The sequence below is a fragment of the Dermatobacter hominis genome, from assembly GCF_020715685.1.
Lineage (GTDB): Bacteria > Actinomycetota > Acidimicrobiia > Acidimicrobiales > Microtrichaceae > Dermatobacter > Dermatobacter hominis.
Window position 1 is genome coordinate 3,407,621 of record NZ_CP085840.1, and the last position, 25,110, is coordinate 3,432,730.

Here is a 25,110-nt window from a genome sequence, read left to right on the forward strand (position 1 = left end):
GGTCCGGCCCTTCCGGTGCGCGCGCTCAGCGTGGCTGGCAGGTCGGGCACCAGGTGGTGGACCGGGCATCGAGCACCGCGCCACGCAGCGTGGTGCCGCAGCGGTGGCACTCCTGGCCGGCCCGGCCGTAGCAGTCGAGGCGGTGCTGGTTCGTGCCGGTGGCGCCATCGGCGTCGACGTAGTCGCGCAGCGTGGTGCCGCCGTGGTCGATGCCCTCGCGCAGCACCTCCCTCACGGCGTCGCGCAGCCGGTCCGCCCCGGCACGCGTCAGCCGGCGCGCCCTCGGGTCGACGCCGGCGCGCCACAGGGCCTCGTCCGCGTAGATGTTGCCGACGCCGGCGACCGGTCGCTGCGACAGAAGGGCCGTCTTGATGCGGCGACGGCCCGCGTTGACGCTGCGGCGGAGGTGCTCCCCGGTGAACGCCTCGTCGTCCGGCTCCGGTCCGAGGGCGGCGAGCGTCGGCAGCGCGTCGTAGCGGCCGGCGGGCACGACCGCGATCCGCCCGAAGCGGCGCGTGTCGTGGAAGGTCAGGACGCGACCGTCGTCGAGCGACCACCACGCGCGCAGGTGCGGGTGGTGGTCGACGACGTCGCCCCGGCCCTCGTGCACCGCGAGCCGTCCGGTCATCCCGAGGTGGACGACCAGCTCCGACGTCGCGGGGCGGTCGTGGACGCCCTCGTGGGCAGGTCCTCCTACGGTCCGGTCCCCCGCAGTCCGATCTCCCGCGGTCGGGCCTCCGTCGCGGCGCAGGTCGACGAGGAGGTACTTGCCGCGCCGGCGCACCTCGACGACCTGCGAACCGATCGCCGCGGGCGCCTGGTCGAACTTGGCCGACGGGAAGGCCCACGCCTCGGTCACCGAGCAGCCGACCAGGCGGGGCGCGAGCTGGCGTCGGATCGTCTCGACCTCGGGCAGCTCGGGCACGATCGGAGTGTGCCCGCCGCGGTGCCGGCGGACCACTCGCCCGGGGCCGTCGCGGCGGTCGGTAGGCTCCCGCGACCGACGGACCTGCGGCGCGGCCGCACCGGGTCGATCGGGCGGACCGCATCGGAAGGGGAGGCCCCAGGTGGCAGCAGGCGGCAGCAAGCGGGCGATCGTCGCGGCCTTCCTGGCCAACCTCGGGATCGCCATCGCCAAGTTCATCGGCTTCGGGATCACCGGTGCGTCGTCGATGCTCTCCGAGGGCATCCACTCGGTCGCCGACACCGGCAACCAGGGGCTCCTCCTGCTCGGCGGCAAGCGCTCGCAGCGGGCCGCGGACGAGGCGCACCCGTTCGGCTACGGCCGTGAGCGGTACTTCTGGTCCTTCGTCGTCGCGGTCGTGCTCTTCACGCTCGGCGCCGTCTTCTCCGTCTACGAGGGCATCCACAAGATCCAGCACCCCGAGGACCTCGAGAGCCCCATCGTCGCGGTCGTCATCCTGCTCGTCGCGATCGTGCTCGAGTCCTTCTCCTTCCGCACCGCCGTCCACGAGTCGCGACCGCTGAAGGGCGAGGCGTCGTGGTGGCAGTTCCTCCGGACGTCGAAGGTCCCCGAGTTCCCGGTCGTCCTGCTCGAGGACGTCGGCGCGCTGATCGGACTGGTCCTCGCGCTCGGGGCCGTCTCGCTGACGGTCGTCACCGGCGACGCGACCTACGACGGCATCGGCTCGATCCTGATCGGCTCCCTGCTCGGCGTGATCGCCGTGTTCCTCTGCATCGAGATGAAGAGCCTGCTGATCGGCGAGTCCGCGTCGGCGGGCGACCGGGAGCGGATCGCCGGCGCCATCGAGTCGACCGACGACGTGGTGCGCCTGATCCACTGCCGCACCGAGCACATCGGGCCCGAGGAGATCCTCGTCGCCGCCAAGGTCGAGTTCGCGTCCGGGCTCGACGTGGCCGGGCTCGCCGCGGCGGTCGACCGCGTCGAGGCCCGGATCCGCGAGGCGGTGCCGGCGGCGCGCGTCATCTACCTGGAGCCCGACCTGTACCGCGGTGCCGCCACCGCGCCGTAGTACGTTCGGGACCGGGCGAACGCGACACGAGCGAGGGAGACCCGTTGTCGGACCCGGTCGGTGACGACGAGGCGCTGGGGGGTGACGCCGTCATCGATCTGCGCGCCGCACCCGGTCGCGACCCCGACACCCGCGAGCGGCTCGTGCGCGCCGCCGCCGAGGTGTTCCGCGAGAAGGGCTACACGGGCAGCCGCGTGCAGGACATCGCCCGCCGTGCCGGGTTCACGTCCGGTGCGCTGTACACGCACTTCGACAGCCGGGCCGAGCTGCTCGCCGAGGCCATCGCGGTCGAGAACAGCCGCATGTTCCGACTGCTGTCCGAGGGTCTCGGGCGGTGGCGGGCCGTCACGTCGTCCGAGGTGGCCGAGTCGCTCGCGAGCTTCGTGGCGCTCGAGACGTCGCCCACCGACCAGCTGATGCTCGACGGGTTCGCGATCTGCACGCGCGAGGAGGAGGCGCGGGACCGCATCGGCGAGTCCCTCCGCGGCCTCCTCGACCGGCTCGACGAGAGCATCCGCACGATGTCGGTCGTGCCCGGCAGCCCGATGGACGACGACTCCGGCGGCGTGGCCTACCTGATGGTCGCGTTCATGAGCGGCGTGGCCGCGCTCCGCGCCGCGGGGTTGAGCGACCGGGCGCCGAACGACGTGGGCGAGGTCCTCGCCGGCTTCCTCCGCCAGCTCGGCGCACAGGACCAGGGGCTGGTCGAGGGGGCGGGCACCGCCGGCGCGAGGGGTCGTGCAGCCCCCGAGGTGGGTCCCGGGCGCCCCGCGCTGCCCGATGGGCCGGTCTGACCGCGCACCCGGACTACCGTTGGCCCATGGGGATCCTCGCCGTGGTCAACCAGAAGGGCGGCGTCGGCAAGACGACGGTCGCCCTCGGCCTCGCCTCCGCGTCCATGATCCGTGGCCGACGCTCGCTCGTCGTCGACATGGACCCGCAGGCGAACGCCACCACGGGGTTGGGCGTGTTCGACGCCGCGACCACGACCGACGAGGTGCTGGCGCACGACGAGCCCGGCGCCGCTGCGGCGGCGGTGCGCCGGTCCGGCTGGGAGCCGCCCGTCGGCCACGCCCCCGATCTCGTGCCCAGCTCGCCGCGGCTCGCGCAGCGCGAGCACCAGCTCGCGACCGACCCGATCGGCGCGCAGGATCGGCTCGAGGTCGCGCTCGCCGGCGTCGCCGACCGCTACGACGACGTGATCGTCGACTGCCCGCCGTCGCTCGGCCTGCTCACGGTCAACGCGCTGTTCGCCGCGGACCGCGTGCTGATCGTCGCCGAGCCGGCGGCGTGGAGCCTGGACGGGGTCGAGCAGATCCTGCGCAACGTCCGGCGGATCGCGGAGCGCCAGCACGGTCGGCCCGAGGTCGCCGGCATCGTCGTGAACCGCCTCGGCCGCACCCGTGACGCCGGGTACTGGTACCAGCAGCTGCAGGAGACCCACGGCGACCTGCTGCTCGACCCGCCGATCACCATGCGCGCCGCGCTCACCGAGGCGGCCGCGCAGTCCCAGCCGATCCACCTCCTCCGCCGCGACGGCGCCTCGGAGGCCGGCGACCAGTTCGCGGCGCTGTCCCGGGCGCTCGACGGCGATCGATCCGCACCGGCGGTGGCGGACCTCCCGCAGCCCCACATCGACCTGTCGGCCGCCGTCGGGACCGCGGCTGCGCCGCTGGAGCACTGATGGCCGGTTACGACCCCAAGCGACCGCGCCCCACCGCCGACGGCGACGAGCCCGCGCCGGTCGAGGCCCTGCTCGACCCGGAGCCCGAGGCCCCGGCCGCACCCGAGGCCTCGGCCGCACCCGAGACACGGCCCGACGCCGGACCGGCACCGACCGACGCAGCGCCCGCAGAGGGACCCGAGCCCGCCGAGGGACCGGGACCTGCGCCCGCCGACGAGCCGGAACCCGCGCCGACCGATGTCGTGCCCGTCGACGAGCCCGAGCCCGCCGACGAGCCTGCGCCGACCGACGTCGTCCCGGCCGACGAGCCCGAGCCCGCCGACGAGCCTGCGCCGACCGACGTCGTCCCGGCCGACGAGCCCGTGCCCGCCGACGAGGCCGAGCCCGCCGAGGCACCGGAGCCCGCGCGCGCCGCACCCGAGCCGGCCGACGGCGAGCGCCACCTGCGCGCCGTCCCCGCCGCGAGCACCTCCGACGTGCCCGTCGCCGAGCCGCCGGCCGAACCGACGGCCAACCGGGCGGTCGCCCTGGTCGGCGCCGGGGTGGCCGCGCTCGTCGTCGTGCTGCTCCTCCTGCTGCTGCGCCGACGCCGTCGCTGACCGCCACGCACCGCGGTCCGGCCACGGCGGCCGGCCCGCGCGCACCGACCGACGCGGAGGGTGGCGGTCGACGCTCGTTGCTGCGTCGGTTCAGTATCTCGGCGCGGGTGCCGATCGGATGACGTACGCCTTTCCGTCGTGACGTGCCGATGACAGACTGCGCGGCGTTCGTCACCGTTCCGACACGGACCGTGGCGTTGCACACCCCCCGATCCCATGACCGACGCCGACCCCACCCCGCGACACGCACGCGCCGCCGCTGACGAGGTCCCCACCTCCGGGGCGCGCGCCGCGCGCAGCCGCCGGGCCGTCGCCGCCGTCATCGGCGCGATGTCCGTCGGCGCCCTCCTGGTGGGCGGTGCCGTGCCCGCAGGGTCGGTGCCCGGCGCCGATCCGGTGGTCGAGGCGCAGCGGGCGGTCGCCGCCGCGACCGCCGACCGCGAGCGCGCCGAGGTGCGGTTGGCCGAGGTCAGCGCCCGCCGGGCCCAGCTCGAGCGGCGGACCGCCCAGCTCGCAGAGGACGACACGGCGTCCACCGTCCAACTCGCCGACGCCCGTCGTCGGGTGCGGGAGCTCGCCGTCGCGGCGTACATCGACGGCGGCCGGACCCAGCTCCTGCAGGCGTCGCTCGACCCCGAGGAGGCCGCGGTGGTGGCCTGGCGCGTCGGGATGGTCTCGGGCGGGGCGAGCCAGGTGACCGACGCCGTCGAGCGGTTCGAGGTCCTGCAGTCGGCGAACGATCCCGAGCAGCAGGCCGTGGCCGCCGAGCTCGACCAGCTCCGCGCCGAGGAGGCCGAGGCCCGCAGCGACGTCGTGCAGACGTCCGCCCTCGAGCGCGATGCGGGCTCGGCGCTCGACGCCGCCGTCGCCCGCCGCAAGCAGGCCACCGCTGCGGCTCGGGCCGCGAGCGCGACGGCCGTCGCCAAGACCGCCCCGGCTGCGCGCTCGAAGGCGCCGTCGAGCTCGAGCGCCGCCGGCCTCGGCGTCTCGGTGCCGGGGGGCGGCCCGACCGCCGAGGAGGCCGCCTTCCTCGCCAAGGTCCGCCAGTGCGAGTCCGGCGGTGACTACACGGCCGTCAGCTCCACCGGCCGCTACCGCGGCGCGTACCAGTTCAGCGTCGAGACGTGGCGCGGCGTGGGTGGCAGCGGCGACCCGGCCGCCGCCCCGCCCGCCGAGCAGGACGCCCGGGCGCTGGCGTTGCTGCGGCTCCAGGGCAAGCGGGCGTGGCCCGTCTGCGGCCGTCGCTGACGGGGCCGACGGCACCCCGTCCGAGCCGTCCGTCCGGGCGGGCGGCGTTTTCCCGCCGGGGCCGTCGGTTGGCTATGGTCGCCCGCGGTATGACCGGCCGAGACAGAGGAACGCTGTGACCGTCCGACTCCGCCTCACCGCCCTGCTGGCCGCCCTCGCGGTGGTCGCCGTCGGGTGCCAGCACGCCGAGACGCCGAAGCCGGCGTTCAGCGGCGACCTCGACAAGGGCAACCCGACCACGACGGTCCCCGCGGCCCTGCAGATCTCGACCGACACGCCCACCCCGACGCCGCTGTCGCCCGAGCGCCAGGCACGGCTCGACGCCGCCCTCGCCCAGATCCCGCAGGGCTGCGAGGTGCTGAGCGACAAGAACTGCCTGCTGCCGTTCCCGAGCGACTTCCACACCCGGACCGACGACGCGACCGGCACCCACAAGCGGATCAACCTGCCCGCCGGCCAGCTGCCGAACATCCAGGGCGTCACGCTCGACCCGACGGCGTGGAACCAGAACGACGGGTGGAGCCCGTCGACGCCGATCCTCGCCTACGTGCCGGGCCTCGACCCGTCGAAGACGGCGCTGCCCTCCGAGGGCGACATCGAGTTCTCGACGACGGAGCAGTCGGCGACCTCGATCGTCGACCTCACCACCGGCCAGCTCGTGCCGCACTGGGCCGAGATGGACTCCCGGGCCACGAGCGACGCCGACCGCCTGCTCATCCTCCGCCCCGCCGCCTCGCTGATCGAGACCCACCAGTTCGCGGTGGCCTTCCGCAACCTGATCGGAGCCGACGGCGCCCCGATCGCGGCGCCGATCACCTTCCAGGCGATCCGGGACAACAACGCCACCGGCGACCCCCGCATCGAGGAGCGCCAGCGCGAGTTCAACGTCGCGTTCCCGAAGATGGCCGCCGCCGGCGTCGCCCGCCAGGGCCTGTACCTCGCGTGGACCTTCACCGTCGCGTCGCCCGAGTCGCTCGCCGGCCGGGTCCTGTCGATGCGCGACGACGCCTTCGGCAAGATCGCCGGCATCGCCCCGACGTACAAGGTCGACGAGGTGCAGACCTCTGACCTCGACGAGGGCATCGGCAAGGTCGTCCGTGGCACGTTCGAGGTGCCGCTGTACCTCGACGGTGGCGGCGCCCCCGGGTCGCGCATGACGTACAGCCCGCTGAACGGCCAGCCGATCTCGAACGGCGTGTACACCGCCAACTTCACGTGCTCGCTGCCCGAGAAGGGGCTCGAGAACGGTGAGGCGATCCCGGTCGTCTACGGCCACGGGCTCCTCGGCTCGGCCGACGAGGCCGCGAGCTCGCAGGTCCAGCACACCGCCGCGACCAACAACGCCGTCTACTGCGCGACCGACACGATCGGCATGGCCGAGGCCGACGTCGCCAACGCCGCCGCAGCCCTGAGCGACATCAACAAGTTCCCGTCCATCCCCGACCGCCTGCAGCAGGGGATGCTCAACACGATGTTCCTCGCCCGGCTGCTCACCAACCAGGCGGGCCTGGGAGCGGCGCCCGAGTTCCAGACGAGCGCCGGCGCCAACATGCTGAACAACGCCGAGGCGTACTACGACGGCAACAGCCAGGGTGCGATCGTCGGCGGTGCGGTCACCGCGGTGTCCACCGAGTGGACCAAGGCCGTGCTCGGCGTCGGCGGCATGAACTACTCGACGCTGCTCAACCGGAGCGTCGACTTCGACGAGTACTTCGCGATCATGCGGGGCGCCTACCCGAACGCCCTCGAGCAGCAGATCATCTTCGGCGTGCTGCAGATGCTGTGGGACCGGGGCGAGACCTCGGGCTACGTCCAGCACCTGACCGACCGGGCCTACGACCGCACCCCCAAGCACGAGGTGCTGATGACGGTGGCGTTCGGCGACCACCAGGTGGCGACGATCACCGCCGACAACATCGCTCGGACGCTGCGCCTGCCGATCTACCAGCCGACGCTGCCCGACGACGTCGAGCCGATGCTCGGCGTGGCGACGCCGCAGACGGACTTCTTCTACAACCTGGACCCGATCCGGAAGTTCCCGCTCGAGGGCTCGGCGCTCTACTACTGGTACGACGGCACGCTGGCGCCGCCGCTCGGCAACATCACGCCGATCATGAGCGCCGCCTACCAGGCGCAGTGCCAGGGCGCCGCGGCCGAGACCGACGTCAAGTGCGAGGACCCGCACGAGATGCCGCGCCGCCAGCCCGAGGTGATCGCCCAGAAGAAGGCGTTCTTCCAGCCCGACGGCACGATCACCAACGTCTGCAAGGACGAGCCCTGCGTGGGCAAGCCCCGCAGCGACTTCGACTACTGACCACCCGACGGCGGACCGGGCCGAGCGCCCCGGTCCACCCTCGACGCGACGACGCCGGCGGTCACCCGCCGGCGTCGTCCGCGTCCGGGGCCCGTCGGGCCGTCGTCAGGCGCTGACGTCGAAGAGCTTCAGGTCCTCGGCGAGCTCGGCGGAGAGCCGCTCGGCGACGTGGCCACGCACCGTCCGGCGGGTGGTGCGGAACGGGCCGGCGTGCAGCCGGCTGCCGAGCTCGGCGGCCGTGGCGATCGCACGGTCTCGAACCTCGTCGGCGGGGACGACCTCGTCGAGGAACCCTGCGGCCCGGGCCTCGTCGGGGCTGTGGACCTTCGCGAGCTGGATGGCAGCGGTGAAGGCCGGCAGTGCCAGTCGGTCCTGGCAGATGCCGACGGCGAAGCCGGGCACCGGCATGCCGATCGCCACCTCGTTGAGGCCGATCTTGAACGGGCCGTCGGCGCCGATGCGCACGTCGGCGCAGCACAGGAGGATGGCGCCCATGGCCAGCGCGTGGCCGGTGGCGGCGAAGACGACCGGCTTGGGGAACATGTAGAAGCGCAGGCCGAGCTCGGCGCCGCGGCCGAGCATGTCCCGTGCGCCCTCGGGGCCCGAGGTCATCACCGACAGGTCGAAGCCCGCCGAGAACCTGCCCTCGCGGCCCACCAGGACCACGGCGGTGACGTCGTCCTGCTCGGCCCGGTCGAGCGCGGCGTCGAGCCCCGCCAGCACGTCGAAGCCGAGGGCGTTGGCCTTGCCGTCGTCGAGGTCGATGACGGCGACGCCGTCGGTGACGGTGACCGTCACCGGTCCTGCGTCGGTCGTGTTCGTGTCGTCCATGGCGCGGCACGCTAGTGCCGCCGGGGCGGGCGGCGTCCCAGCTCGGGTGGTCCGACGACGGCTCGGCCGGCGCGCCGGGACGTCGCGAGGCGTCGGTAGGCTGGGCCGGCACGACGGCGGGGCGCGACGCGTGCAGCAGTCGTGCCGCCCGCCCCGGAACGGAGGCACCGATGGGATTCCTGGACAAGGCGAAGGGCCTGGCCGACCAGGCCATGGCGAAGGCCGATCAGGCGATGGCGGGCGGGCCGACGTCCAAGGACGCCGATCCGTACTTCCGCGACCTCGGCGTGCTGGCCTACCTCGAGGCGACGGGCCGCCCGCCCGCCGACGCGGACCGCCTCCGCCAGGAGGCCATCACCGCGATCCAGGGCCTCGAGGGCCAGACGGCCCTGAACTTCGCGATGTCCTCGGCCGCACCGCCGCCCCCGGGCGCCGCGGCGTCGGCACCCCCGCCGCCGGGTGCGACCGCGTCGGCGCCCCCGCCTCCCGGCGCCGCCGCGGCCCCGCCGCCGCCTCCGGGTGCCGCCGCGGCTCCGCCGCCGCCCGCCGCTCCCGAGGCCCCGGCCGCGGCACCCGAGCAGGAGCCGTCGGCCCCGGCCGCACCGCCGCCCCCCGGCTCGGTGCCGCCGCCCCCGCCGCCCACCAGCTTCTGAGGTCCCGACGGGCCGACCCACTGCTTGGGTCTGGCGCCTCGTCGATCCGCTCCGGTAGGAACGCCGGGTGATCCTGCTCGACGCCGAGGGCGTCGCCGCGAGCCGACCCGGCCGTCCGCTGTTCGCCGACGTGTCGGTGACCCTGTCCACGGGTGAGCGGATGGGCGTCGTCGGGTTGAACGGGAGCGGCAAGTCGACGCTGCTCGGCATCCTGGCCGGCACCGTCGAGCCCGAGGCCGGCACGGTCCGCCGCGGTCGCGACGTCCGGACGTCGGTGCTCGGGCAGGACCCGGCCCTCCGGGGCCCGACCGTGCGCGACGACCTGTTCGGGAGCGAGGAAGCCGAGCGGTGGGAGGCCGCGTCGGTGGCCGACCGGCTCGGCATCGGCGACCTCTTCGACGTCGAGGTGGACTCGCTCTCGGGCGGGCAGGCGAAGCGGGTCGCGCTGGCCCGGGCGCTGGTCACGCCCGCCGACCTCCTGGTGCTCGACGAGCCGACGAACCACCTGGACATCGACGCGATCGCCTGGCTCGAGGACCGGATCGCGGAGCACACCGGCGGCCTCCTGCTCGTGACGCACGACCGCCACTTCCTCGACCGCATCACGACCGACGTCCTCGAGCTCGATCGCGGGCGGGGCTTCCTTCACCACGGCGGCTACGACGCCTACCTCGAGGGCCGGGCCCGGCGGGAGGAGCTCGCGGCTCGCGAGGAGGACAAGCGCCGGAACCTGGCCCGGTCCGAGCTGGCCTGGCTGCGGCGCGGCGCGCCGGCCCGGACGTCGAAGCCGAAGGCGCGGATCGAGGCGGCCACGCGGATCGTCGAGGGCCGGCCGCAGGCGGCGGCGCGCCCGGGCGAGCTGCCGCTGCACGCGGGGACGCCCCGGCTGGGCGACCGGGTCGTGGAGCTGCACGACGTCGGCCACCGCTTCGACGACGGCCCTGCGCTGTTCGAGCACCTCGACCTCCTGCTGGACCCTCGGGAGCGGCTGGGCATCGTCGGGCCGAACGGGGCCGGCAAGTCGACGTTGCTCGACATCGTCGCCGGCCGCATCGAGCCCGAGGAGGGCCGGCGCGAGGTCGGCACGACGGCCCGCATCGGCTACTACGACCAGCGAGGCCGCGACCTGGACCCGTCGCTGCGGGTCCGCGACGCCGTGACCGGCGGGCACCGTGAGGCCGACTGGGCCGACGCCGCGCTGCTCGAGGCGTTCTGGTTCGACGGCGACGCGCAGTGGGCGCCCATCGGCCTGCTGTCGGGCGGCGAGCGCCGCCGCCTGCAGCTGCTGCTCGTGCTGGCCGAGCGTCCGAACGTGCTGCTGCTCGACGAGCCGACCAACGACCTCGACCTCGACACGCTGCGCCAGCTCGAGGACTTCTTGGAGGACTGGCCCGGTGCCCTCGTGGTGGTGAGCCACGACCGCGCCTTCCTCGAGCGGACGGTGGCGGACGTGGTCGTCGTCGACGGCCACGGCTCGGGCACGGTCGGGCGCCGACCCGGTGGCTACGCCGCCTACGAGGAGGAGCGCCGGGCCGTGCGCAGCCGGCGCCGGACCGCCTCGGTCGGCCGGGCCGCGGCGCGCCCCGCCGACGGCCGGCCGCCGCGCGACGCGGGCGGCGGACCGTCCGAACGCTCGCCGTCGGAGCGCGCCCGCGGCCGCTCCAGCCCCACCCACCTCCGCAACCGGCTCCGCAGCGCGGAGCGCGAGGTGGCGGACCTGGGCGAGCAGCAGGAGCGCACGGCCGAGGCGCTGCGGGTGGCGGCCGAGTCCGGTGACCACGTCCGGCTCGTGGAGCTGGGCGACGAGCTCACCCGTCTCGGCGAGCAGCTCGAGGCCGCCGAGGAGCAGTGGCTCGAGCTGGCGGCCGAGGTCGAGGAGCGCGGCCTCCAGCTCTGATGCGGCGGCCGGGCGTCAGCCGGCGATGCGGTCGAGCCAGGCGTCCAGCGCCGGCGCGTTGGCGCCGCCGCCCGGCGCGTGGTGGCGCAGCCCGGGGTCGATCGGCGAGCCGTCGGCCGCCATGTCGACCAGGTCGAAGTCGACCAGGTGGCCGAACCCGCCCCGATCGGCGATCGCCTTGAAGTGCTGCGACCCGGTCGACTCGACCACCGGGTCGAGGTCGCCGTGCAGCAGCCATGCCGGCGGGTCCGCGGCGTCGAGGTACGAGGTCGCCGAGACCACCGGCAGCATCAGCAGGTCGGGGATCCAGAGGCTCGACCAGAAGCGCGAGGTCGCGGTGTCGAGGTCGAGCACCCCGGCGATGCTGACGTAGCCGTCCACCCGGTCGATGCCCGCGAGCTCCGGGCGACCGGAGTTCCACGCGGTGCCGATGAGCGCGGCCAGCCCGGCGCCGGCGGACTCGCCGGCCACCACGACGTGGGAGGTGTCGAGGCCCTGGCCCGGACCCTGGTGGCGCACCCAGTCGAGCGCCCGCTCCACGTCGAGGAGGGGGGTCGGGTACATGTCGGTGCCGAGCCAGCGGTTCGACAGCCGGTAGTTCACGACGACGACGTCCCAGCCCCGCTGGGTCTGGCGCAGAATGGGGGCGAAGCTCTCGAGCCGGGACTTGTCGCCGGCCGAGAAGCCGCCGCCGTGCACGAAGACGATCGTGCCCCGGCGGGGCCCGCCGGGGGCCGGGGTGGTGGTGGTCGAGGCGTCCGGCCCGCCGGGACCAGCGGTGCCGTCGTGGTCGTCGGCGGGCGAGCCCGCGTCGGGGTCGAGCGGGTCCGTGGGGGTCGTGGTGGACGTCGTCGGGGAGGGCGCCCGGACGCCGGCCCGGTAGATGTCGAGCGTCTGGGAACCGCCGCACGGCTCGTCGTCGGTGGCGTCGGGGCCGCAGCCCCGGTCGGGGCCGTACGCGACGTCGGCCCTCGACGCGGGCAGGTCCTCGCCCCAGTCGGGCGACAGCAGGTCGGCGAGGCGGGGGTCGGCGACGTTCGCCATGCCGCAGGCGCTGCTCAGCACGGCCAGGGCGACGGCCCCCGCGACCAGGGCGACCCGGCCCCTGCGGCGGGCGGCGGCGGGCGGCGCCTGGGTCGGGCGCGGGGCGGTGCCGACGGGCGCACCGGTGTGGTCGTGGGCGGTGGCTCGGTTCGCGGAGGTCGCCATGGTCCCTTTCCTGCGGCGGTGGTGCGGAGGCTGCAGGAGGTGTCGCCCGGCCGACGGCCGAGCTTGACCTTTGGCGTCACCCTCGGGCCCTCCGGCCCACGCGCCCCGACCTCGGGGTGCGGGAACGGGCACCCGTCGCGACCACTCGGTGCCCTCCGTGCGCGCGACCCGGGTGGGAAACCGCGCCGGCCCCGGCAGACTGGCTGCCATGGGTGTCTTCTCTCGTTCGTGGTCCCTGTTCAAGGCGTCCTGGGGCGTGCTCCGCCAGGACAAGGAGCTGATCCTCCTGCCCGTGGTGTCCGCCATCGCGTCCCTCGTGTGCGTCGCCCCGTTCTTCGGCCTCGCCTTCCTCACGTCGAACCCGACCGACACGGTGACGAGCAGCGGCAACAGCTTCACGATGAGCCCGATCGGCTACGTGTTCCTGTTCGTCGCCTACCTGATCGGCGCGTACGTCACGATCTTCTTCCAGGCCGCCCTGGTCCTCGCGGCCAACGAGCGGCTGAGCGGCGGCAGCCCGACGCTCGGCTGGGCGCTGTCGGCCGCGGCCAGCAACGCCGGTCGGATCCTTCCGTGGGCGCTGATCAGTGCCACCGTGTCGGTCGTGCTCCAGGCGATCCAGCAGCGGGCGGGCATCGTCGGTCGCATCGTCGTCGGCCTCGTCGGACTGGCCTGGACGCTCGTCACCTTCCTGGTGCTGCCGATCCTGGTCATCGAGCACGTCGGCGTGAAGGACGCCTTCACCCGCTCGGCCGGCGCCTTCAAGCGCACCTGGGGCGAGAACGTCGTCGGCAACGGCGGCATCGGGCTCGTCATGATGCTGATCACCCTCGCCGCACTGGCCGTGACCTCGCCGGTCCTGATCATCGGCATCGCCTCGAACAGCACGCCGGTCATCGTCGCCGGCGTGGCGGTGATGGCGATCGCCGTGATCGCCGTGTCGGTCTTCGGGGCTGCCCTGAGCGGCGTGTTCCGGACCGCGCTCTACCGGTTCGCGGTGCTCGGCGAGGACCCGCAGGGCTTCACGCACGACCAGATCGCCGGCGCCTTCCGCCAGAAGCGGGCCCGCCGCGGCGTCGCCGCCGCCTGAGCGGTCCCGCCCTGGTCGCCCGGGCCTGATCGGGCCCGCTGATCGGGCCGAACCGATCGGCCCCGCACCTCCCGGCCTCGCTCGTCCCGGCGTCCCGGCGCCGGTCCGCTCCTCCGGCCGCCCCCGCGCCTCGAATCGAGGCGGGGGCGGCTGCTGAGCCCGGGATTTCTCCTACTACCATGTGAGAAATCCACGGGACGGCGCCTCCGCCAGGCGGTGCCGCACCGGCCGGGCTGACGGAGACGCGACGATGAGCACCACCGACACCACCGACACGACCGCCCCGGCGGGCGACGCCGAACTCGACGGGCCCGCTGCCGACGACGCGGTCGTCATGACCGTGAGCGACGACGCGATGGCGACCGTGCTCGGCATCCGCGACCAGGAGGACGACCCCCAGAACCTCGCGCTCCGGGTCGAGATCACGGGGTCCCGCGGCGCCGAGTTCGCCTACGACCTCTCGTTCGAGGAGCTGACCGCCGCCGCCGACGACGACCTCGTCTACGCGGTGGGCGATCTCAAGGTGATGGTCCCGGCCGCCACCGTCGACCGGCTCCGCGGCGCCGAGCTGGACCTCCCCCGGGCGAGCGCGCAGGGCGGGCTCGTCATCCGCAACCCGAACCGGCCCGACCCGCTCGCCGGCATCGACGTCGAGCTCACCGGCGAGCTGCCCGACAAGGTCTCCCAGCTGCTCGAGCAGGCGGTCAACCCGGCGCTCGCCAGCCACGGCGGCTACGCCACGCTGGTCGGCGTCGACGAGGACAACAACGTCTACGTGACGATGGGCGGCGGCTGCCAGGGCTGCGCCGCCAGCGCGGCCACGCTGCGCGAGGGCATCCAGCGCTCGATCAAGGACGCCATCCCCGAGGTGGCCGAGGTGATCGACGCCACCGACCACGACGCCGGCGAGAACCCCTTCTACACCTGACCTCCGCTCGCCCTCGCGAGCGTGCGGCCAGGCGGTGCGCTCAGACGGTGCGCTCAGACGGTGCGCTCAGACGGTGCGGTCAGAGGGTGCGGTCGGAGGAGCGGACCCAGGCGGTCGCCTCGTCCACGATGCCGTCGGCGTCGAGCCCGAGTCGGGCCAGGATCGCGTCGGGCTTGCCCTGCGCCAGGAACACCGACGGCACGCCGAGCACCCGCACCTGCGGGCCGCCGACCGGCGCCAGCTTGGACAGCGAGTCGGCGATGGCAGCGCCGACGCCCCCGTCGCGCAGCCCGTCCTCGACGGTGATCACCAGCCGGTGCGACGCAGCGTCGGCGAGCATCTCGGGATCGAGGGGCTTGACGACCCGCGGGTCCCAGACGGTGACCTCGTGGCCGTCGGCCGCGAGCTTGTCGGCGGCGTCGCGGGCGGCGGCCAGCATCTTGCCGACGCCGATCAGGCAGATCTCGCGGCCGGCCCGCACGCGCCGGGCCCGGAGGCCGCTGCCGGCGACGCCGAGCTCGGGGTCGTCGATGGGCGGCGGCATCGTCTTCGGGAACCGGATGGCCGCCGGGCCGGTGGTGCAGTGGTCCAGCGCGTCGTGGAGCATCTGCGCGATCTCGGCCTCGCAGGACGGGGCGAAGATCGTCATGTCGGGCACCTTGGACAGGAGCACCATGTCGAGCACCCCGTGGTGGCTCGGGCCGTCGTCGCCGGTGATGCCGGCGCGGTCGAGCACGAACACGACCGGCTGGCCGTGCAGGCCGACGTCCAGGTTCACCTGGTCGATCGCCCGGGTCAGGAACGTCGAGTAGACGGCGACGACGGGCCGCAGGCCGCCCATGGCCATGCCGGCCGCCGCGGTCACCGCGTGCTGCTCGGCGATGCCGACGTCGAACACCCGGTCGGGGAAGCGCGCGGCCACCGGGAGCAGCCCGGTCGAGTCGGGCATGGCCGCGGTGATGGCGACGAGCTCGGGCCGGGCCTCGGCCTCGGCGAGCAGGGCGTCGGAGAAGGCGGCGGTGTACGACCCGTCCTTCCGGGCGGGACCGACGTCGTGCATGTGCTTGATCTCGTCCTCCTCGGCGGGGCCGTACCCGAGGCCCTTCTTCGTGAGGACGTGGACGACGACCGGCTCGTCGAGGTCCTTCGCCGCCCGGAGCGCGGTCTCCACCGCGGCGAGGTCGTGGCCGTCGTACGGGCCGAGGTAGTGGACGCCCAGCTGCTCGAAGAAGGCGGGCGGCTCGAACATCTCGCGGATGGCCGCCTTGGCGCCGTCGACGCCGCGCTCGAGGTAGCCGCCCACGAGGGGCACCTCCTGGATGAGCTTCTCCATCCGGGCGCGGTTGCGGAGGTAGGTCGACGAGGCGCGGAACCGCGACAGGCTCTCGCTGAGCCGCGAGGCGGTCGGGGCGTAGGACCGGCCGTTGTCGTTGAGGATGATGATCGCCTTGCGACCCGAGTGGCCGAGGTTGTTCAGGCCCTCGTAGGCCATGCCGCCGGTGAGCGCGCCGTCGCCGATGACGGCGACGACCTCGCGGTCGTCCTCGCCCCGCAGGTGCAGCGCGGTCGACAGCCCGTGGGCGTAGGAGACGGCGGTCGAGGCGTGGCTGTTCTCGACCCAGTCGTGGTCGGACTCGAGCCGGCTCGGGTAGCCCGACAGCCCGCCCTCCTCGCGGAGGGTGTCGAAGTCGCGGCGCCGACCGGTGAGCAGCTTGTGCACGTACGCCTGGTGGCCCGTGTCCCACAGCACGATGTCGTGCGGGCTGCGGAACACGCGGTGGACCGCGAGCGTGATCTCGACGGCGCCGAGGTTCGACCCCAGGTGGCCGCTGCCCCGTGCGTTCACCGTGTCGACGATGAACTCCCGGATCTCGCCGGCGAGCTGTCGGAGCTGCGACTCGTCGAGCTCCGCGAGGTCCGCCGGCGAGCTGATCGTGTCCAGGATGGTCTGGTGGTCGTCGTCCATCGGTGCGCCCACGCTACCCCGGGTCCCCGGGGGCGTCAGCCTCCACCCGACGGGGGATCCGTGCCCGCCCCCGTCGCTGGGAGGGACCGCCGAGCCCGCCCCGGGCGAAGCTCGGGGCGCCGGCCAGGCTGGCCGCCACGAAGACCAGGTACACCAGCAGGCCGAGCCCGATCGCCCGCGAGTCGCTGACGCCGAGGGCGCCGAAGAACAGGACGAACGCGGCCTCTCGCACGCCCAGGCCGCCGAGGGCGAGCGGGAAGTTCTGCAGCACGGCGGTGGGCGGGAAGAACGCCATGGCGGCGAGCAGGTCGACCTCGTCGATCTTCAGGGCCTTGGCGGCGAACCAGACGCTGACGCACTGCAGGAACTGGAACCCGATGCCGGCGACGAGCACCTTGGTCGCCTGCAGGGGGCGGCCCCGGAAGGCGACGATCCCGAGGTGGACCGCGCCGAGGTAGCGGCGCCACCCGGCTCGTCCGACGAGCCGCCCGGCGCCCCTGGGGTGGCCTGCCACCCAGAGGATCGCCACGAGCGCCGCGAGGGTGAGCACGTCGGTCAGCACCGCGACGGTCGTCGCCGCGCCGAGGGACCGGTAGGCGGGCACCGCGAGGAGCCCGATGGCCGACAGCAGCGGCAGCACCAGCCATCCGGTGAGCCGCTCGAGGCTCGTCGCCGCGAACGAGTCGGCGTAGTCGCCGACGTCCTTGCCCTGGCGCAGCACCCGGACGACGTCGCCGCCGAACGACGTCGGCAGCGCGTTCGACACGAACTCGCCGGCGAGGAGGTGGCCGAAGAGGCGCCGGAACGCGAGCGGGATGCCGAGCGTGTCCGACACCGCCGACCACCGGACGTTCTGGAGCACGTACGCGACCAGGTGCACGCCGACCGCCGCGGCGATCCACCACCACGTCGACGCGGTCGGGCTCGGGAACAGCTCGTCGAGCGAGACCTCGGGCAGCCGCCAGAACAGGACGCCGAGGAAGGCGAGGCTGACGCCGATGCGCAGGGCGATGCGCCACCACTCGTTCCGGGGGACGGCGGGCGGGCTGGCCGGGTCGCCGATCTCGCGTCGCTCGATCTCCCGGAGCGCTGCGGTGCGCTCGTCCGCGGGGAGCCCCTCGCCGGAGGGGTGCGAGCCGGCATCCATGACCTCGCCCACGCTACCGGGGGTACCCTCGCCCACATCGGTGTCGCGGAGGCCCGGCGGAGCGCCGGCTCAGGGGCGCCGGCACCGACGCCGGCGCAGGGGGTGTGGAGCATGTCGATCGACGAGCGGCCCGGTCGGGTCGAGGTGGGCGGCGCCACGCAGCGCACCGCGCCGGAGATCGGCCTGATGACCGACCTGGCCTCGGTCGCGACGATCCGATCGATCCGCGTGGCCGGTCCCGACGTCGAGGGCGGCGATCCCGTCGAGCTCTCGGTCGCCGAGGCGGGCGTGGGGGGCCGCCCGCTGCTGCTCGTGCACGGGTTCACCGGTGCGAAGGAGGACTTCCGCGACGTGGTGGGGCCGCTGGCGGCCGACGGCCACTGGGTGGTCGCGCCCGACCTCCGGGGCCACGGCGCGAGCTCGCAGCCGCCGGGCGAGGACGCCTACGGGCTCGACCGGTTCGCCGCCGACGTGCTGGCGCTCGTCGACGCGCTGGGCTGGGACCGCTTCGACCTGCTCGGGCACTCGATGGGCGGCATGGTCGCCCAGAAGGTCGCGATCGAGCGGCCGGCCGCCGTGCAGCGGCTCGTGCTGATGGACACCGCGACCGGCGGGGTGGACGGATCGACCGGCGACGGCGACGCCGCCGAGGTCGCGGCCCGCTCCGCCGAGAACGCCGCGCTGATGCGCATCGGGATCGACCTGTGCCGGGCCGAGGGGATGGCCGCCGTCGCCGCGGTGCTCGACATGGGCGAGAAGCCGCTCGAGACCCCGGCGCACGCCCGCATGGCCGCCATCCCGGGCTGGCGGGAGTGGGAGGCCGAGAAGTTCGTGACCTGCTCGCCCGACATGTGGTGCGCGATGGTCGACGAGTTCCTGACCGTCGAGGACCGCATGGACGACCTGCGGAACCTGCCCATGCCGGTGCTCGTCCTGGTCGGCGAGCAGGACCGGCCGTTCCGCAAGGTCTCGGCCCGGATGGCCGAGGTCATCGGGGACGCCCGGCTGGTCGTCGTGCCCGACGCCGGCCACAGCCCGCAGTTCGAGAACCCGTCGGAGTGGTACGCCGCCGTCGCGGGTTTCCTCGCCTGACCGACGACGCCGCCGTGGCGGGGACGCTCTAGAGCGTCTTCTCCATGAAGCGGTCGACGTCGACGACGACCCTCGTCACCTTGCCGGCCGCCACGAGCCCCCGCTCGTCGCGGGCGGACACGTGGAACACGAGACGCCGGCCCTCGACCTTCTCGAGGTTGGCCTCGGCCCGGACGACCGAACCGATCGGGGTGGGCGAGATGTGCTCGAGCTGCACCCGCATCCCCACGGTCGAGGCCCCGACCGCGAGGTGGCCGTCGAGCGCCCGCACCGTGGCCTCCTCGACCAGGGCCAGGATGCGCGGGGTGGCCAGGACGGGCACCTCGCCCGACCGCATGGCGATGGCGGTGTCGGCCTCGGAGACGGTCAGATCGATGACGGCCGACAGGCCGGTGCGGAGGGACACGGTCGATACGATAAGCACTCCGCCGATCCGCCCCCAAAGGCGGGTGTGGCCGACACGATCAGCACTCCGCCGATCCGCCCCCAAAGCTCGGCCCGGTGGACGGGTCGTGGCGCGGCCCCCAGCTCGACCGGGCGGAGCGCCGGCGAAGGGGCATGCTGGTGGATCCGGCGGCAGGTCCGCCGCCGCCCACGACAGGAGGTCACCGTGCCCGGCGACACCGCACTGCTCGACGAGTCCACGATCCAGCGGGTCATCGGCGCGGGCCTGGCCCGGGGCGCCGACTTCGCCGAGGTGTTCGTCGAGGACAAGCGCTCGTCGTCGGCCGTACTCGACGACGGTCGTGTCGAGGAGCTCACCTCCGGCCGTGACCGCGGCGCCGGCATCCGCGTCGTCGTCGGCGACTCCACCGGCTTCGCCCACACCTCGGACCTCTCCGAGGCCGGGCTGATCGCCGCCGCCGAGGCCGCCGCCGCAGCGTCGCGCAGCGCCGGCGAGGGCACCCGCGTGGTTGACCTGGACCGCGTCGAGGCCCCTGCGCCCAACGTCGTGGCGATCATGCCGGGCGACGTCCCCAAGGCCCGCAAGGTCGAGCTGCTCCTCACCGCCGACGAGGCGGCGCGCGCCGCGGGCGGTGCGATCACCCAGGTGTCGGCCCGCTACGCCGACAGCCGGCGCCGGATCCTCGTCGCCAACAGCGACGGCACGCTGGCCTCCGACGACCAGGTGAAGTCCCTGTTCTCCGTCAGCTGCGTCGCGAGCGGCGACACCGGCATGCAGACCGGTCGGGAGTCGGTCGGCCACACGGTCGGCTTCGAGCTGTTCGACCGCTACGACGTCGCCGAGCTGGCCGAGCGCGCCGCCCAGCGCGCCCTGACCAAGCTCGCGGCCCGTCCGGCGCCGTCGGGCGAGATGACCGTCGTGATCGGCCCGGGCGGCGGCGGCGTGATGTTCCACGAGGCGTGCGGCCACGGGCTCGAGGCCGACCTCGTCGGCAAGGGCGCCTCGGTGTTCGCCGGGCGGGTCGGCGAGCAGGTGGCGTCGCCGCTGGTGACGCTGGTCGACGACGGCACGATGGGCGGCGAGTGGGGCTGCTTCGCCATCGACGACGAGGGCCGCCCGGCGCAGCGCAACGTGCTCATCCAGGACGGCGTCCTCGTCGACTACATGTGGGACGGCCTGCGGGCCCGCAAGGAGGGCCGACCCTCCAGCGGCAACGGCCGGCGGCAGAGCTACCAGCACCTCCCCATGGTGCGGATGACGAACACCTACCTGCTCGGCGGGACGTCGACGCCCGACGAGATCGTCGCCGACACGCCCTCGGGCGTGTACGTGGCGCACCTCGGCGGTGGCCAGGTCAACACGGCCACCGGCGACTTCGTCTTCGGCATGACCGAGGCGTACCTCATCGAGGACGGCCGCATCACCGAGCCGCTCCGCGAGGGCAACCTCATCGGCAACGGTCCGGCCGTGCTGGCCGCCATCGACGCCGTGGGGAACGACTTCGCCATGGGCGCCCCGGGCACGTGCGGCAAGGACGGGCAGGGCGTCCCGGTCGGCGACGGCGTCCCCACGCTGCGGGCGCACGGCCTGACCATCGGCGGCACCGCCGCCTGACCCGGCGCCCGACGTGGCCGGCCGCTCCGACGACGACGAGGCGTTCCGCGGGTTCCCCGCAGCGGCGCTCGAGTTCTTCGACGACCTCGAGGCCGACAACACGAAGGAGTGGTTCCACGCGCACCGCGACGTCTACGACCGTGCGGTGAAGGCGCCGATGGCCGCGCTGGTGCAGGAGCTCGAGCCGGAGTTCGGCCCGATGACCCTCTCGCGACCGAACCGCGACGTGCGCTTCGCCCGCGGCCGGGGCCCGTACAAGCTCGAGGTCTACGCCCGCTCCCGCCGCCACGACGGCGCTGGTTGGTACGTGCAGCTCATGGCCGACGGGCTCTTCGCCGGCGGCGGCATCTACATGCCGGACCGCGAGCAGCTCGCCCGCCTCCGCGCCGCGATCGCCGACGACCGCACCGGAGCCGAGCTCGTCGACGTCGTGGCCGGGCTCGAGGCCGACGGCGTCGAGCTCATGCGTGACGGGGCGCTGCGCACGGCCCCGCGGGGCTGGCCGGCCGACCACCCGCGGATCGAGCTGCTGCGGCTCGTGCACCTCGCCGGCGGGCGCCGGTTCCCGGTGCGGCGGTGGCTGCACACGGCGGCGGCCCGGGACCGGGTCGTCGAGACGTGGCGATCGCTCCAGCCGCTCGTGGACTGGATCGGCGCCAACGTCTGAGCGCCCCCGGCCGGGTCAGGGCTCGGCGGCGCGGGCGTGGACGATGGTCGTGACCCGGCCCACCGACGTGTCGACCATCGTCACCTCGACCGCGGCGCCGACCCCGTCGCCGAGCACCCGGCACGAGGTGCGGATGGGCCCGACGGGCGCCTGGGCGAGGTAGCGCACGTCGAGCTCGGTCACCACGACGGGCCGGCCGGTCCGGTGCCCGACGAGCTCCTCGGCCGCGGACTCCGCGACCAGCGCCACCATGGCGCCCTGGAGCGTGCCGGCCGGGTTGCGCACGTGCGGCGCCACGTCGATCTCGACGACACCGGCGACCGCGTCGAGGACCCGGATCCCCGCGGCCTCGCGCAGCGGCACGGTGATGGTGGGCAGCATGCCGAGCACCCGCGGCGCCGCCTCGGGCGGGAGCGTCGGCTTGGGCGGGTCGTCGGGCCGGCGCGGCACGCGGGCGAACCCGATCGCGCCGAAGCCGAACAGCTCGCCTCGGTCGTCGACCAGGTCGACGGTGCAGCTCCCGGAGCGCCGGCCGTCGCGCACCACGGTCGCGGTGCCGGTCACCCTCGGCGGCGCGGGCCGGGCGAGCGTCCGGACCGTCATGTCGGTGGTCAGCGTCCACATGTCGGGATCGGTGTCGAGCGTGATCCCGGCGACGGCGTCGACGACGAACGACACGACGCTCGTGCGCACGCACCCGAGGTGGCAGGTCGACGCGGCCGGCTCGAGGTCCATGAGCAACCGGCCGTCGGTGAACCGGGCGGTCACGCCGAGCCGCCCGGGCACGTTGTCCTGCGCCTCGACCGGCAGGTCGGTCACGGCCGCACCTCCGTCCGCCTCTTCCTGTCCCGGCTCATCGCTCTGTCACGGCTCACCGCTCTGTCACGGCTCACGGCCCCGAACGGCGCCGCGAGCCGTGACAGAGCGGGCGAGGCGGTCATGGAGGCCGGAACCTACCGTGCCCCGGGACGAGCGGGCGCCCGACGTCCCACGTGGCAGGCTGGGGCGATGCCCGCCCGTCCCCGCCAACTCGCTGCGTGACCCCCGAGGAGCTGCTGTCGGTCGCGGACGGGGTCGTCGGCCGGGCGAAGCCGGGCGAGGAGCTCGAGGCCGTCGTCACGTGGAGCCACGACACCGAGATCCGGGCGGCGGACGGCGAGGTCGAGCACTTCGTCGAGTCCGACGCCGCCGGGCTCGGGGTGCGCATCGTGCGCGACGGGCGCACCGGTGTGGCGTGGGTCGGTTCGCTCGGCGACGAGGCGGCGATCGAGGAGTGCATCGTCGAGGCGCGCGACAACGCCGAGTTCGGCACGCCCGACCCCCACGCCGGGCTCGCGGTGCCCGACGGTGTCGCGGCCGCCGCCCTCGACCTGTTCGACGACCGGCTCGAGCGCGTCCCCACGGCCGCCAAGATCGAGCTCGCCGTCGACCTCGAACGTCGCATCCTCGACGCCGATCCGCGCATGGTCGGCCTGGAGGCGTCGGACTACGCGGACGCGGTCTCCGCCGGCGCGATCGCGACGACCACCGGCATCCGCGTCTGCGGCGCCGACACGTCGGCCTACGTCGGCGCGTGGGCGCTCGCCGAGGACGACTCCGGCACGACGACCGGCTTCGGCTTCTCGGTCGGGCGGACCACCGAGGACCTGCTGGTCGAGCCGGCTGCGGCCGATGCGGTGCGCCGGTGCCTCACGATGCTCGGCGCGTCCAAGGCGCCCAGCGAGCGGCTCACGGTCGTCCTCGACCCGTACGTCACGTCGCAGTTCCTCGGCCTCGTCGCCGAGCTGCTCTCGGGCGAGGCCGTGCTCCGCGGTCGGTCCGCGTTCGCCGGCCGGGTCGGCGAGCAGGTGGCGTCGCCGCTCGTCACGCTGGTCGACGACCCGACCGACGCGCTGGCGCCCTCGGCCGATGACACCGACGGCGAGGGCCTCGCCTGCCGGCCGGTGGACCTGCTGTCGGGGGGCGTCCTGCAGGGCTACCTGCACAACGCGTACACGGCCCGGGCGACGGGCACGACGTCGACGGGCTCCGCCCAGCGCGGCAGCCACCGCTCGGTCCCCGGCGTCGGTCCGAGGGTCGCCAAGCTGCTGGGCGGCTCGGGCACGTCGGAGCAGGTGATCGCCGCGGTCGGCGACGGGCTGCTGGTCCAGGAGGTCGCCGGGCTGCACTCGGGCGTGAACCCGGTCTCGGGCGACCTGTCGGTCGGCGTCGAGGGCGTGCGGATCCGTGGCGGCGAGCTCGCCGAGTCCATCCGCGAGGTGACGATCGGTTCGACGCTGCAGCGGATGCTGCTCGACGTGCAGGCGGTCGGTGCGGACCTGACGTACTTCCCGTGGGACGCCGCCGGGGTCACCCTGGCGATCGCCGACGTCACGATGTCGGGGACCTGACGTGAGGAGGAGCGGGTGACGGTCGACGGGCAGGCGGAGCTACTGGAGCTGGGCCGGAAGGTCCTGGCCGATGCGGGCGCGGGGGAGCAGGTCGAGATCGTCCTCGGCCGGTCGACGAGCACCTCGGTGAAGGTGTTCGGCGGCGAGGTCGAGTCGCTGACCTCGGCGTCGTCGGACGGCGCGGGCATCCGGGTGCTGCGCGACGGCCGGCAGGGGTTCGCCCACTGCGGGTCGCTCGAGCCCGACGTGCTCGCCGAGACGCTGGCCGAGGCGCGCGACAACTGCGCCTTCGGCGAGCCCGACGAGTTCAACGGCCTCGCCGAGGACGACGGCGTCCCGGTCGTTCCGCAGGAGTCGTGGTCCGACGCGGTCGTCGGCCTCCCGAACGTCGACAAGGTGGAGCTGGCGCTCGAGCTCGAGCGGCGCACGCTCGCCATCGACCCGCGCGTGACGACCGCCCGCACCACCTCGTACGGCGACGGGTGGGGCGAGTCGGCGGTGCTGTCGACCAACGGCATCGAGGTCGTCCAGCGCGGCGCGTCGTGCTCGATCTCCACGTCGCCGATGGCCCGCCACGACGGCGAGACGCAGATCGGTTGGGCCGTCGACGCGTCCCGCGACCCGGCGGTGCTCGACCTCGACCAGGTCGCCGCCGACGCCGTCGAGCGTGCGGTCCGGCTGCTCGGCGCCACGAAGCCGGCGTCGTCGCGGATGACGATCCTGCTCGAGCCGCGGCTCGCGCTGACGCTGGTGTCCCTCGTCGCCGGGATGCTCGGCGGCGACGCGGTGCTGAAGGGTCGCTCGCCCTTCGCCGACCGCGTGGGCGAGGAGATCGCCTCGCCGCTGTTGACCTTCGTCGACGACCCGACCCGCGCCGAGTCGATCGCGGCCGAGGAGCACGACGGCGAGGGGCTGGCGTGCCGTCGCAACGACCTCGTCGTCGACGGGGTGCTGCACGGGTTCCTCCACGACAGCTACACCGGCCGGCGCTCCGGGGTCGGTTCGACGGCCTCCGCGGTGCGCGGCGTGCGGTCGCTGCCGGGGGTCGGTGCCCAGCTGCTCGTCATGTCGCCCGGCACCCGCAGCTTCGACGAGCTGGTGGCGTCGATCGACCACGGCCTCTACGTCACGTCGTTCGCCGGGCTGCACTCCGGCGTGAACCCCGTGTCGGGCGACTTCTCGGTCGGCGCCGACGGCCTGCTCATCGAGGGCGGTGCGCTGGGCGCACCGGTCCGCGAGATGACGATCGCGTCGACCCTCCAGCGCCTCCTGCTCGACATCCGCGAGGTGGGCGGCGACTTCGAGTGGACGCCCGGCGGCAGCGGCGCCTGCTCGCTCGTGATCGACGACGTGTCGGTCTCGGGCAGCTGACCGGGGACCC

Annotated in this window: 22 protein-coding genes; 15 read left to right on the forward strand and 7 right to left on the reverse strand. The window is 74.4% G+C overall.

The window, feature by feature from the left end:
- Positions 1–25: 25 nt before the first annotated feature.
- Positions 26–925, reverse strand: a complete 900-nt coding sequence (gene mutM, locus LH044_RS16020; RefSeq protein WP_227756593.1) for a bifunctional DNA-formamidopyrimidine glycosylase/DNA-(apurinic or apyrimidinic site) lyase — start codon at positions 923–925, stop codon at positions 26–28.
- A 142-nt stretch (positions 926–1,067) separates the two neighbouring features.
- Here mutM and LH044_RS16025 point away from each other — a divergent pair, with 142 nt between their 5' ends.
- The 6 genes from LH044_RS16025 (at position 1,068) to LH044_RS16050 (ending at position 7,839) form a co-directional block, all read left to right on the forward strand.
- Entirely contained in the window at positions 1,068–1,994 is a 927-nt protein-coding gene (locus tag LH044_RS16025; RefSeq protein ID WP_227756594.1) for a cation diffusion facilitator family transporter, read from the forward strand.
- Between the two features lie 44 nt (positions 1,995–2,038).
- Positions 2,039–2,788 (forward strand): TetR/AcrR family transcriptional regulator, encoded by a 750-nt coding sequence (locus LH044_RS16030; RefSeq protein ID WP_227756595.1) that lies wholly within the window; start codon positions 2,039–2,041, stop codon positions 2,786–2,788.
- A 26-nt stretch (positions 2,789–2,814) separates the two neighbouring features.
- Positions 2,815–3,678, forward strand: a complete 864-nt coding sequence (locus LH044_RS16035; protein WP_227756596.1) for a ParA family protein — start codon at positions 2,815–2,817, stop codon at positions 3,676–3,678.
- On the forward strand, positions 3,678–4,277 hold the full coding sequence (locus LH044_RS16040; RefSeq protein WP_227756597.1) for a hypothetical protein: 600 nt from the start codon (positions 3,678–3,680) through the stop codon (positions 4,275–4,277). Before LH044_RS16035 ends, LH044_RS16040 begins: the two co-directional genes overlap by 1 nt.
- Positions 4,278–4,493: 216 nt before the next feature.
- Positions 4,494–5,525, forward strand: a complete 1,032-nt coding sequence (locus LH044_RS16045; protein WP_227756598.1) for a transglycosylase family protein — start codon at positions 4,494–4,496, stop codon at positions 5,523–5,525.
- Between the two features lie 115 nt (positions 5,526–5,640).
- Positions 5,641–7,839: a hypothetical protein gene (locus LH044_RS16050; protein WP_227756599.1), complete on the forward strand. Its 2,199-nt coding sequence runs from the start codon at positions 5,641–5,643 to the stop codon at positions 7,837–7,839.
- 105 nt (positions 7,840–7,944) lie between these two features.
- On the opposite strand, the gene LH044_RS16055 is transcribed toward LH044_RS16050, so the two are convergent.
- A complete protein-coding gene (locus LH044_RS16055; protein ID WP_227756600.1) occupies positions 7,945–8,670 on the reverse strand; it encodes a crotonase/enoyl-CoA hydratase family protein in 726 nt (241 codons plus the stop codon).
- 170 nt (positions 8,671–8,840) lie between these two features.
- On the opposite strand from LH044_RS16055, the gene LH044_RS16060 reads away from it, so the two are divergent.
- Entirely contained in the window at positions 8,841–9,323 is a 483-nt protein-coding gene (locus LH044_RS16060; RefSeq protein ID WP_227756601.1) for a hypothetical protein, read from the forward strand.
- Between the two features lie 67 nt (positions 9,324–9,390).
- Complete coding sequence (locus LH044_RS16065; protein ID WP_227756602.1) at positions 9,391–11,220, forward strand: ABC-F family ATP-binding cassette domain-containing protein; 1,830 nt, start codon at positions 9,391–9,393, stop codon at positions 11,218–11,220.
- A gap of 15 nt (positions 11,221–11,235) precedes the next feature.
- On the opposite strand, the gene LH044_RS16070 is transcribed toward LH044_RS16065, so the two are convergent.
- Positions 11,236–12,429: an alpha/beta hydrolase gene (locus LH044_RS16070; RefSeq protein WP_227756603.1), complete on the reverse strand. Its 1,194-nt coding sequence runs from the start codon at positions 12,427–12,429 to the stop codon at positions 11,236–11,238.
- A gap of 208 nt (positions 12,430–12,637) precedes the next feature.
- Between LH044_RS16070 and LH044_RS16075 the strand changes: the two genes are divergently transcribed.
- Together LH044_RS16075 and LH044_RS16080 are read left to right on the forward strand one after the other, a co-directional pair.
- Complete coding sequence (locus tag LH044_RS16075; RefSeq protein WP_227756604.1) at positions 12,638–13,519, forward strand: DUF6159 family protein; 882 nt, start codon at positions 12,638–12,640, stop codon at positions 13,517–13,519.
- A gap of 250 nt (positions 13,520–13,769) precedes the next feature.
- The gene (locus tag LH044_RS16080) at positions 13,770–14,447 is read left to right on the forward strand and encodes a NifU family protein (protein ID WP_227756605.1); all 678 of its coding nucleotides are present in this window, start codon (positions 13,770–13,772) and stop codon (positions 14,445–14,447) included.
- Between the two features lie 79 nt (positions 14,448–14,526).
- Here LH044_RS16080 and dxs read toward each other — a convergent pair whose 3' ends face one another.
- Both dxs and LH044_RS16090 read right to left on the reverse strand, forming a co-directional pair.
- A complete protein-coding gene (dxs, locus tag LH044_RS16085) occupies positions 14,527–16,392 on the reverse strand; it encodes a 1-deoxy-D-xylulose-5-phosphate synthase (RefSeq protein ID WP_374210634.1) in 1,866 nt (621 codons plus the stop codon).
- 34 nt (positions 16,393–16,426) lie between these two features.
- Positions 16,427–17,572, reverse strand: a complete 1,146-nt coding sequence (locus tag LH044_RS16090; protein ID WP_227756607.1) for a lysylphosphatidylglycerol synthase transmembrane domain-containing protein — start codon at positions 17,570–17,572, stop codon at positions 16,427–16,429.
- A gap of 99 nt (positions 17,573–17,671) precedes the next feature.
- Here LH044_RS16090 and LH044_RS16095 point away from each other — a divergent pair, with 99 nt between their 5' ends.
- Complete coding sequence (locus tag LH044_RS16095; protein WP_227756608.1) at positions 17,672–18,652, forward strand: alpha/beta fold hydrolase; 981 nt, start codon at positions 17,672–17,674, stop codon at positions 18,650–18,652.
- A 28-nt stretch (positions 18,653–18,680) separates the two neighbouring features.
- On the opposite strand, the gene LH044_RS16100 is transcribed toward LH044_RS16095, so the two are convergent.
- A complete protein-coding gene (locus tag LH044_RS16100) occupies positions 18,681–19,058 on the reverse strand; it encodes a thioesterase family protein (RefSeq protein ID WP_227756609.1) in 378 nt (125 codons plus the stop codon).
- 204 nt (positions 19,059–19,262) lie between these two features.
- Between LH044_RS16100 and LH044_RS16105 the strand changes: the two genes are divergently transcribed.
- Positions 19,263–20,672, forward strand: coding sequence for a TldD/PmbA family protein (locus LH044_RS16105; protein ID WP_227756610.1), 1,410 nt, complete (start codon positions 19,263–19,265; stop codon positions 20,670–20,672).
- A 13-nt stretch (positions 20,673–20,685) separates the two neighbouring features.
- Positions 20,686–21,339: a DUF2461 domain-containing protein gene (locus tag LH044_RS16110; protein WP_227756611.1), complete on the forward strand. Its 654-nt coding sequence runs from the start codon at positions 20,686–20,688 to the stop codon at positions 21,337–21,339.
- 15 nt (positions 21,340–21,354) lie between these two features.
- Here the strand turns inward: LH044_RS16110 and LH044_RS16115 are convergent, their stop codons facing one another.
- The gene (locus LH044_RS16115) at positions 21,355–22,158 is read right to left on the reverse strand and encodes a PaaI family thioesterase (protein WP_227756612.1); all 804 of its coding nucleotides are present in this window, start codon (positions 22,156–22,158) and stop codon (positions 21,355–21,357) included.
- A 218-nt stretch (positions 22,159–22,376) separates the two neighbouring features.
- Between LH044_RS16115 and LH044_RS16120 the strand changes: the two genes are divergently transcribed.
- Both LH044_RS16120 and LH044_RS16125 read left to right on the forward strand, forming a co-directional pair.
- On the forward strand, positions 22,377–23,729 hold the full coding sequence (locus LH044_RS16120; protein ID WP_227756613.1) for a TldD/PmbA family protein: 1,353 nt from the start codon (positions 22,377–22,379) through the stop codon (positions 23,727–23,729).
- Between the two features lie 15 nt (positions 23,730–23,744).
- Positions 23,745–25,100, forward strand: a complete 1,356-nt coding sequence (locus LH044_RS16125) for a TldD/PmbA family protein (RefSeq protein WP_227756614.1) — start codon at positions 23,745–23,747, stop codon at positions 25,098–25,100.
- The last annotated feature ends 10 nt before the right edge of the window (positions 25,101–25,110 follow it).

Excerpts from the sequence above, each read along its gene's own strand:
- LH044_RS16035 (WP_227756596.1), top strand. The coding sequence starts at position 2,815 with ATGGGGATCCTCGCCGTGGTCAACCAGAAGGGCGGCGTCGGCAAGACG.
- LH044_RS16040 (WP_227756597.1), top strand. The coding sequence starts at position 3,678 with ATGGCCGGTTACGACCCCAAGCGACCGCGCCCCACCGCCGACGGCGAC.
- LH044_RS16045 (WP_227756598.1), top strand. The coding sequence starts at position 4,494 with ATGACCGACGCCGACCCCACCCCGCGACACGCACGCGCCGCCGCTGAC.
- LH044_RS16055 (WP_227756600.1), bottom strand. The coding sequence starts at position 8,670 with ATGGACGACACGAACACGACCGACGCAGGACCGGTGACGGTCACCGTC.
- LH044_RS16060 (WP_227756601.1), top strand. The coding sequence starts at position 8,841 with ATGGGATTCCTGGACAAGGCGAAGGGCCTGGCCGACCAGGCCATGGCG.
- LH044_RS16070 (WP_227756603.1), bottom strand. The coding sequence starts at position 12,429 with ATGGCGACCTCCGCGAACCGAGCCACCGCCCACGACCACACCGGTGCG.
- LH044_RS16075 (WP_227756604.1), top strand. The coding sequence starts at position 12,638 with ATGGGTGTCTTCTCTCGTTCGTGGTCCCTGTTCAAGGCGTCCTGGGGC.
- LH044_RS16080 (WP_227756605.1), top strand. The coding sequence starts at position 13,770 with ATGAGCACCACCGACACCACCGACACGACCGCCCCGGCGGGCGACGCC.
- LH044_RS16095 (WP_227756608.1), top strand. The coding sequence starts at position 17,672 with ATGTCGATCGACGAGCGGCCCGGTCGGGTCGAGGTGGGCGGCGCCACG.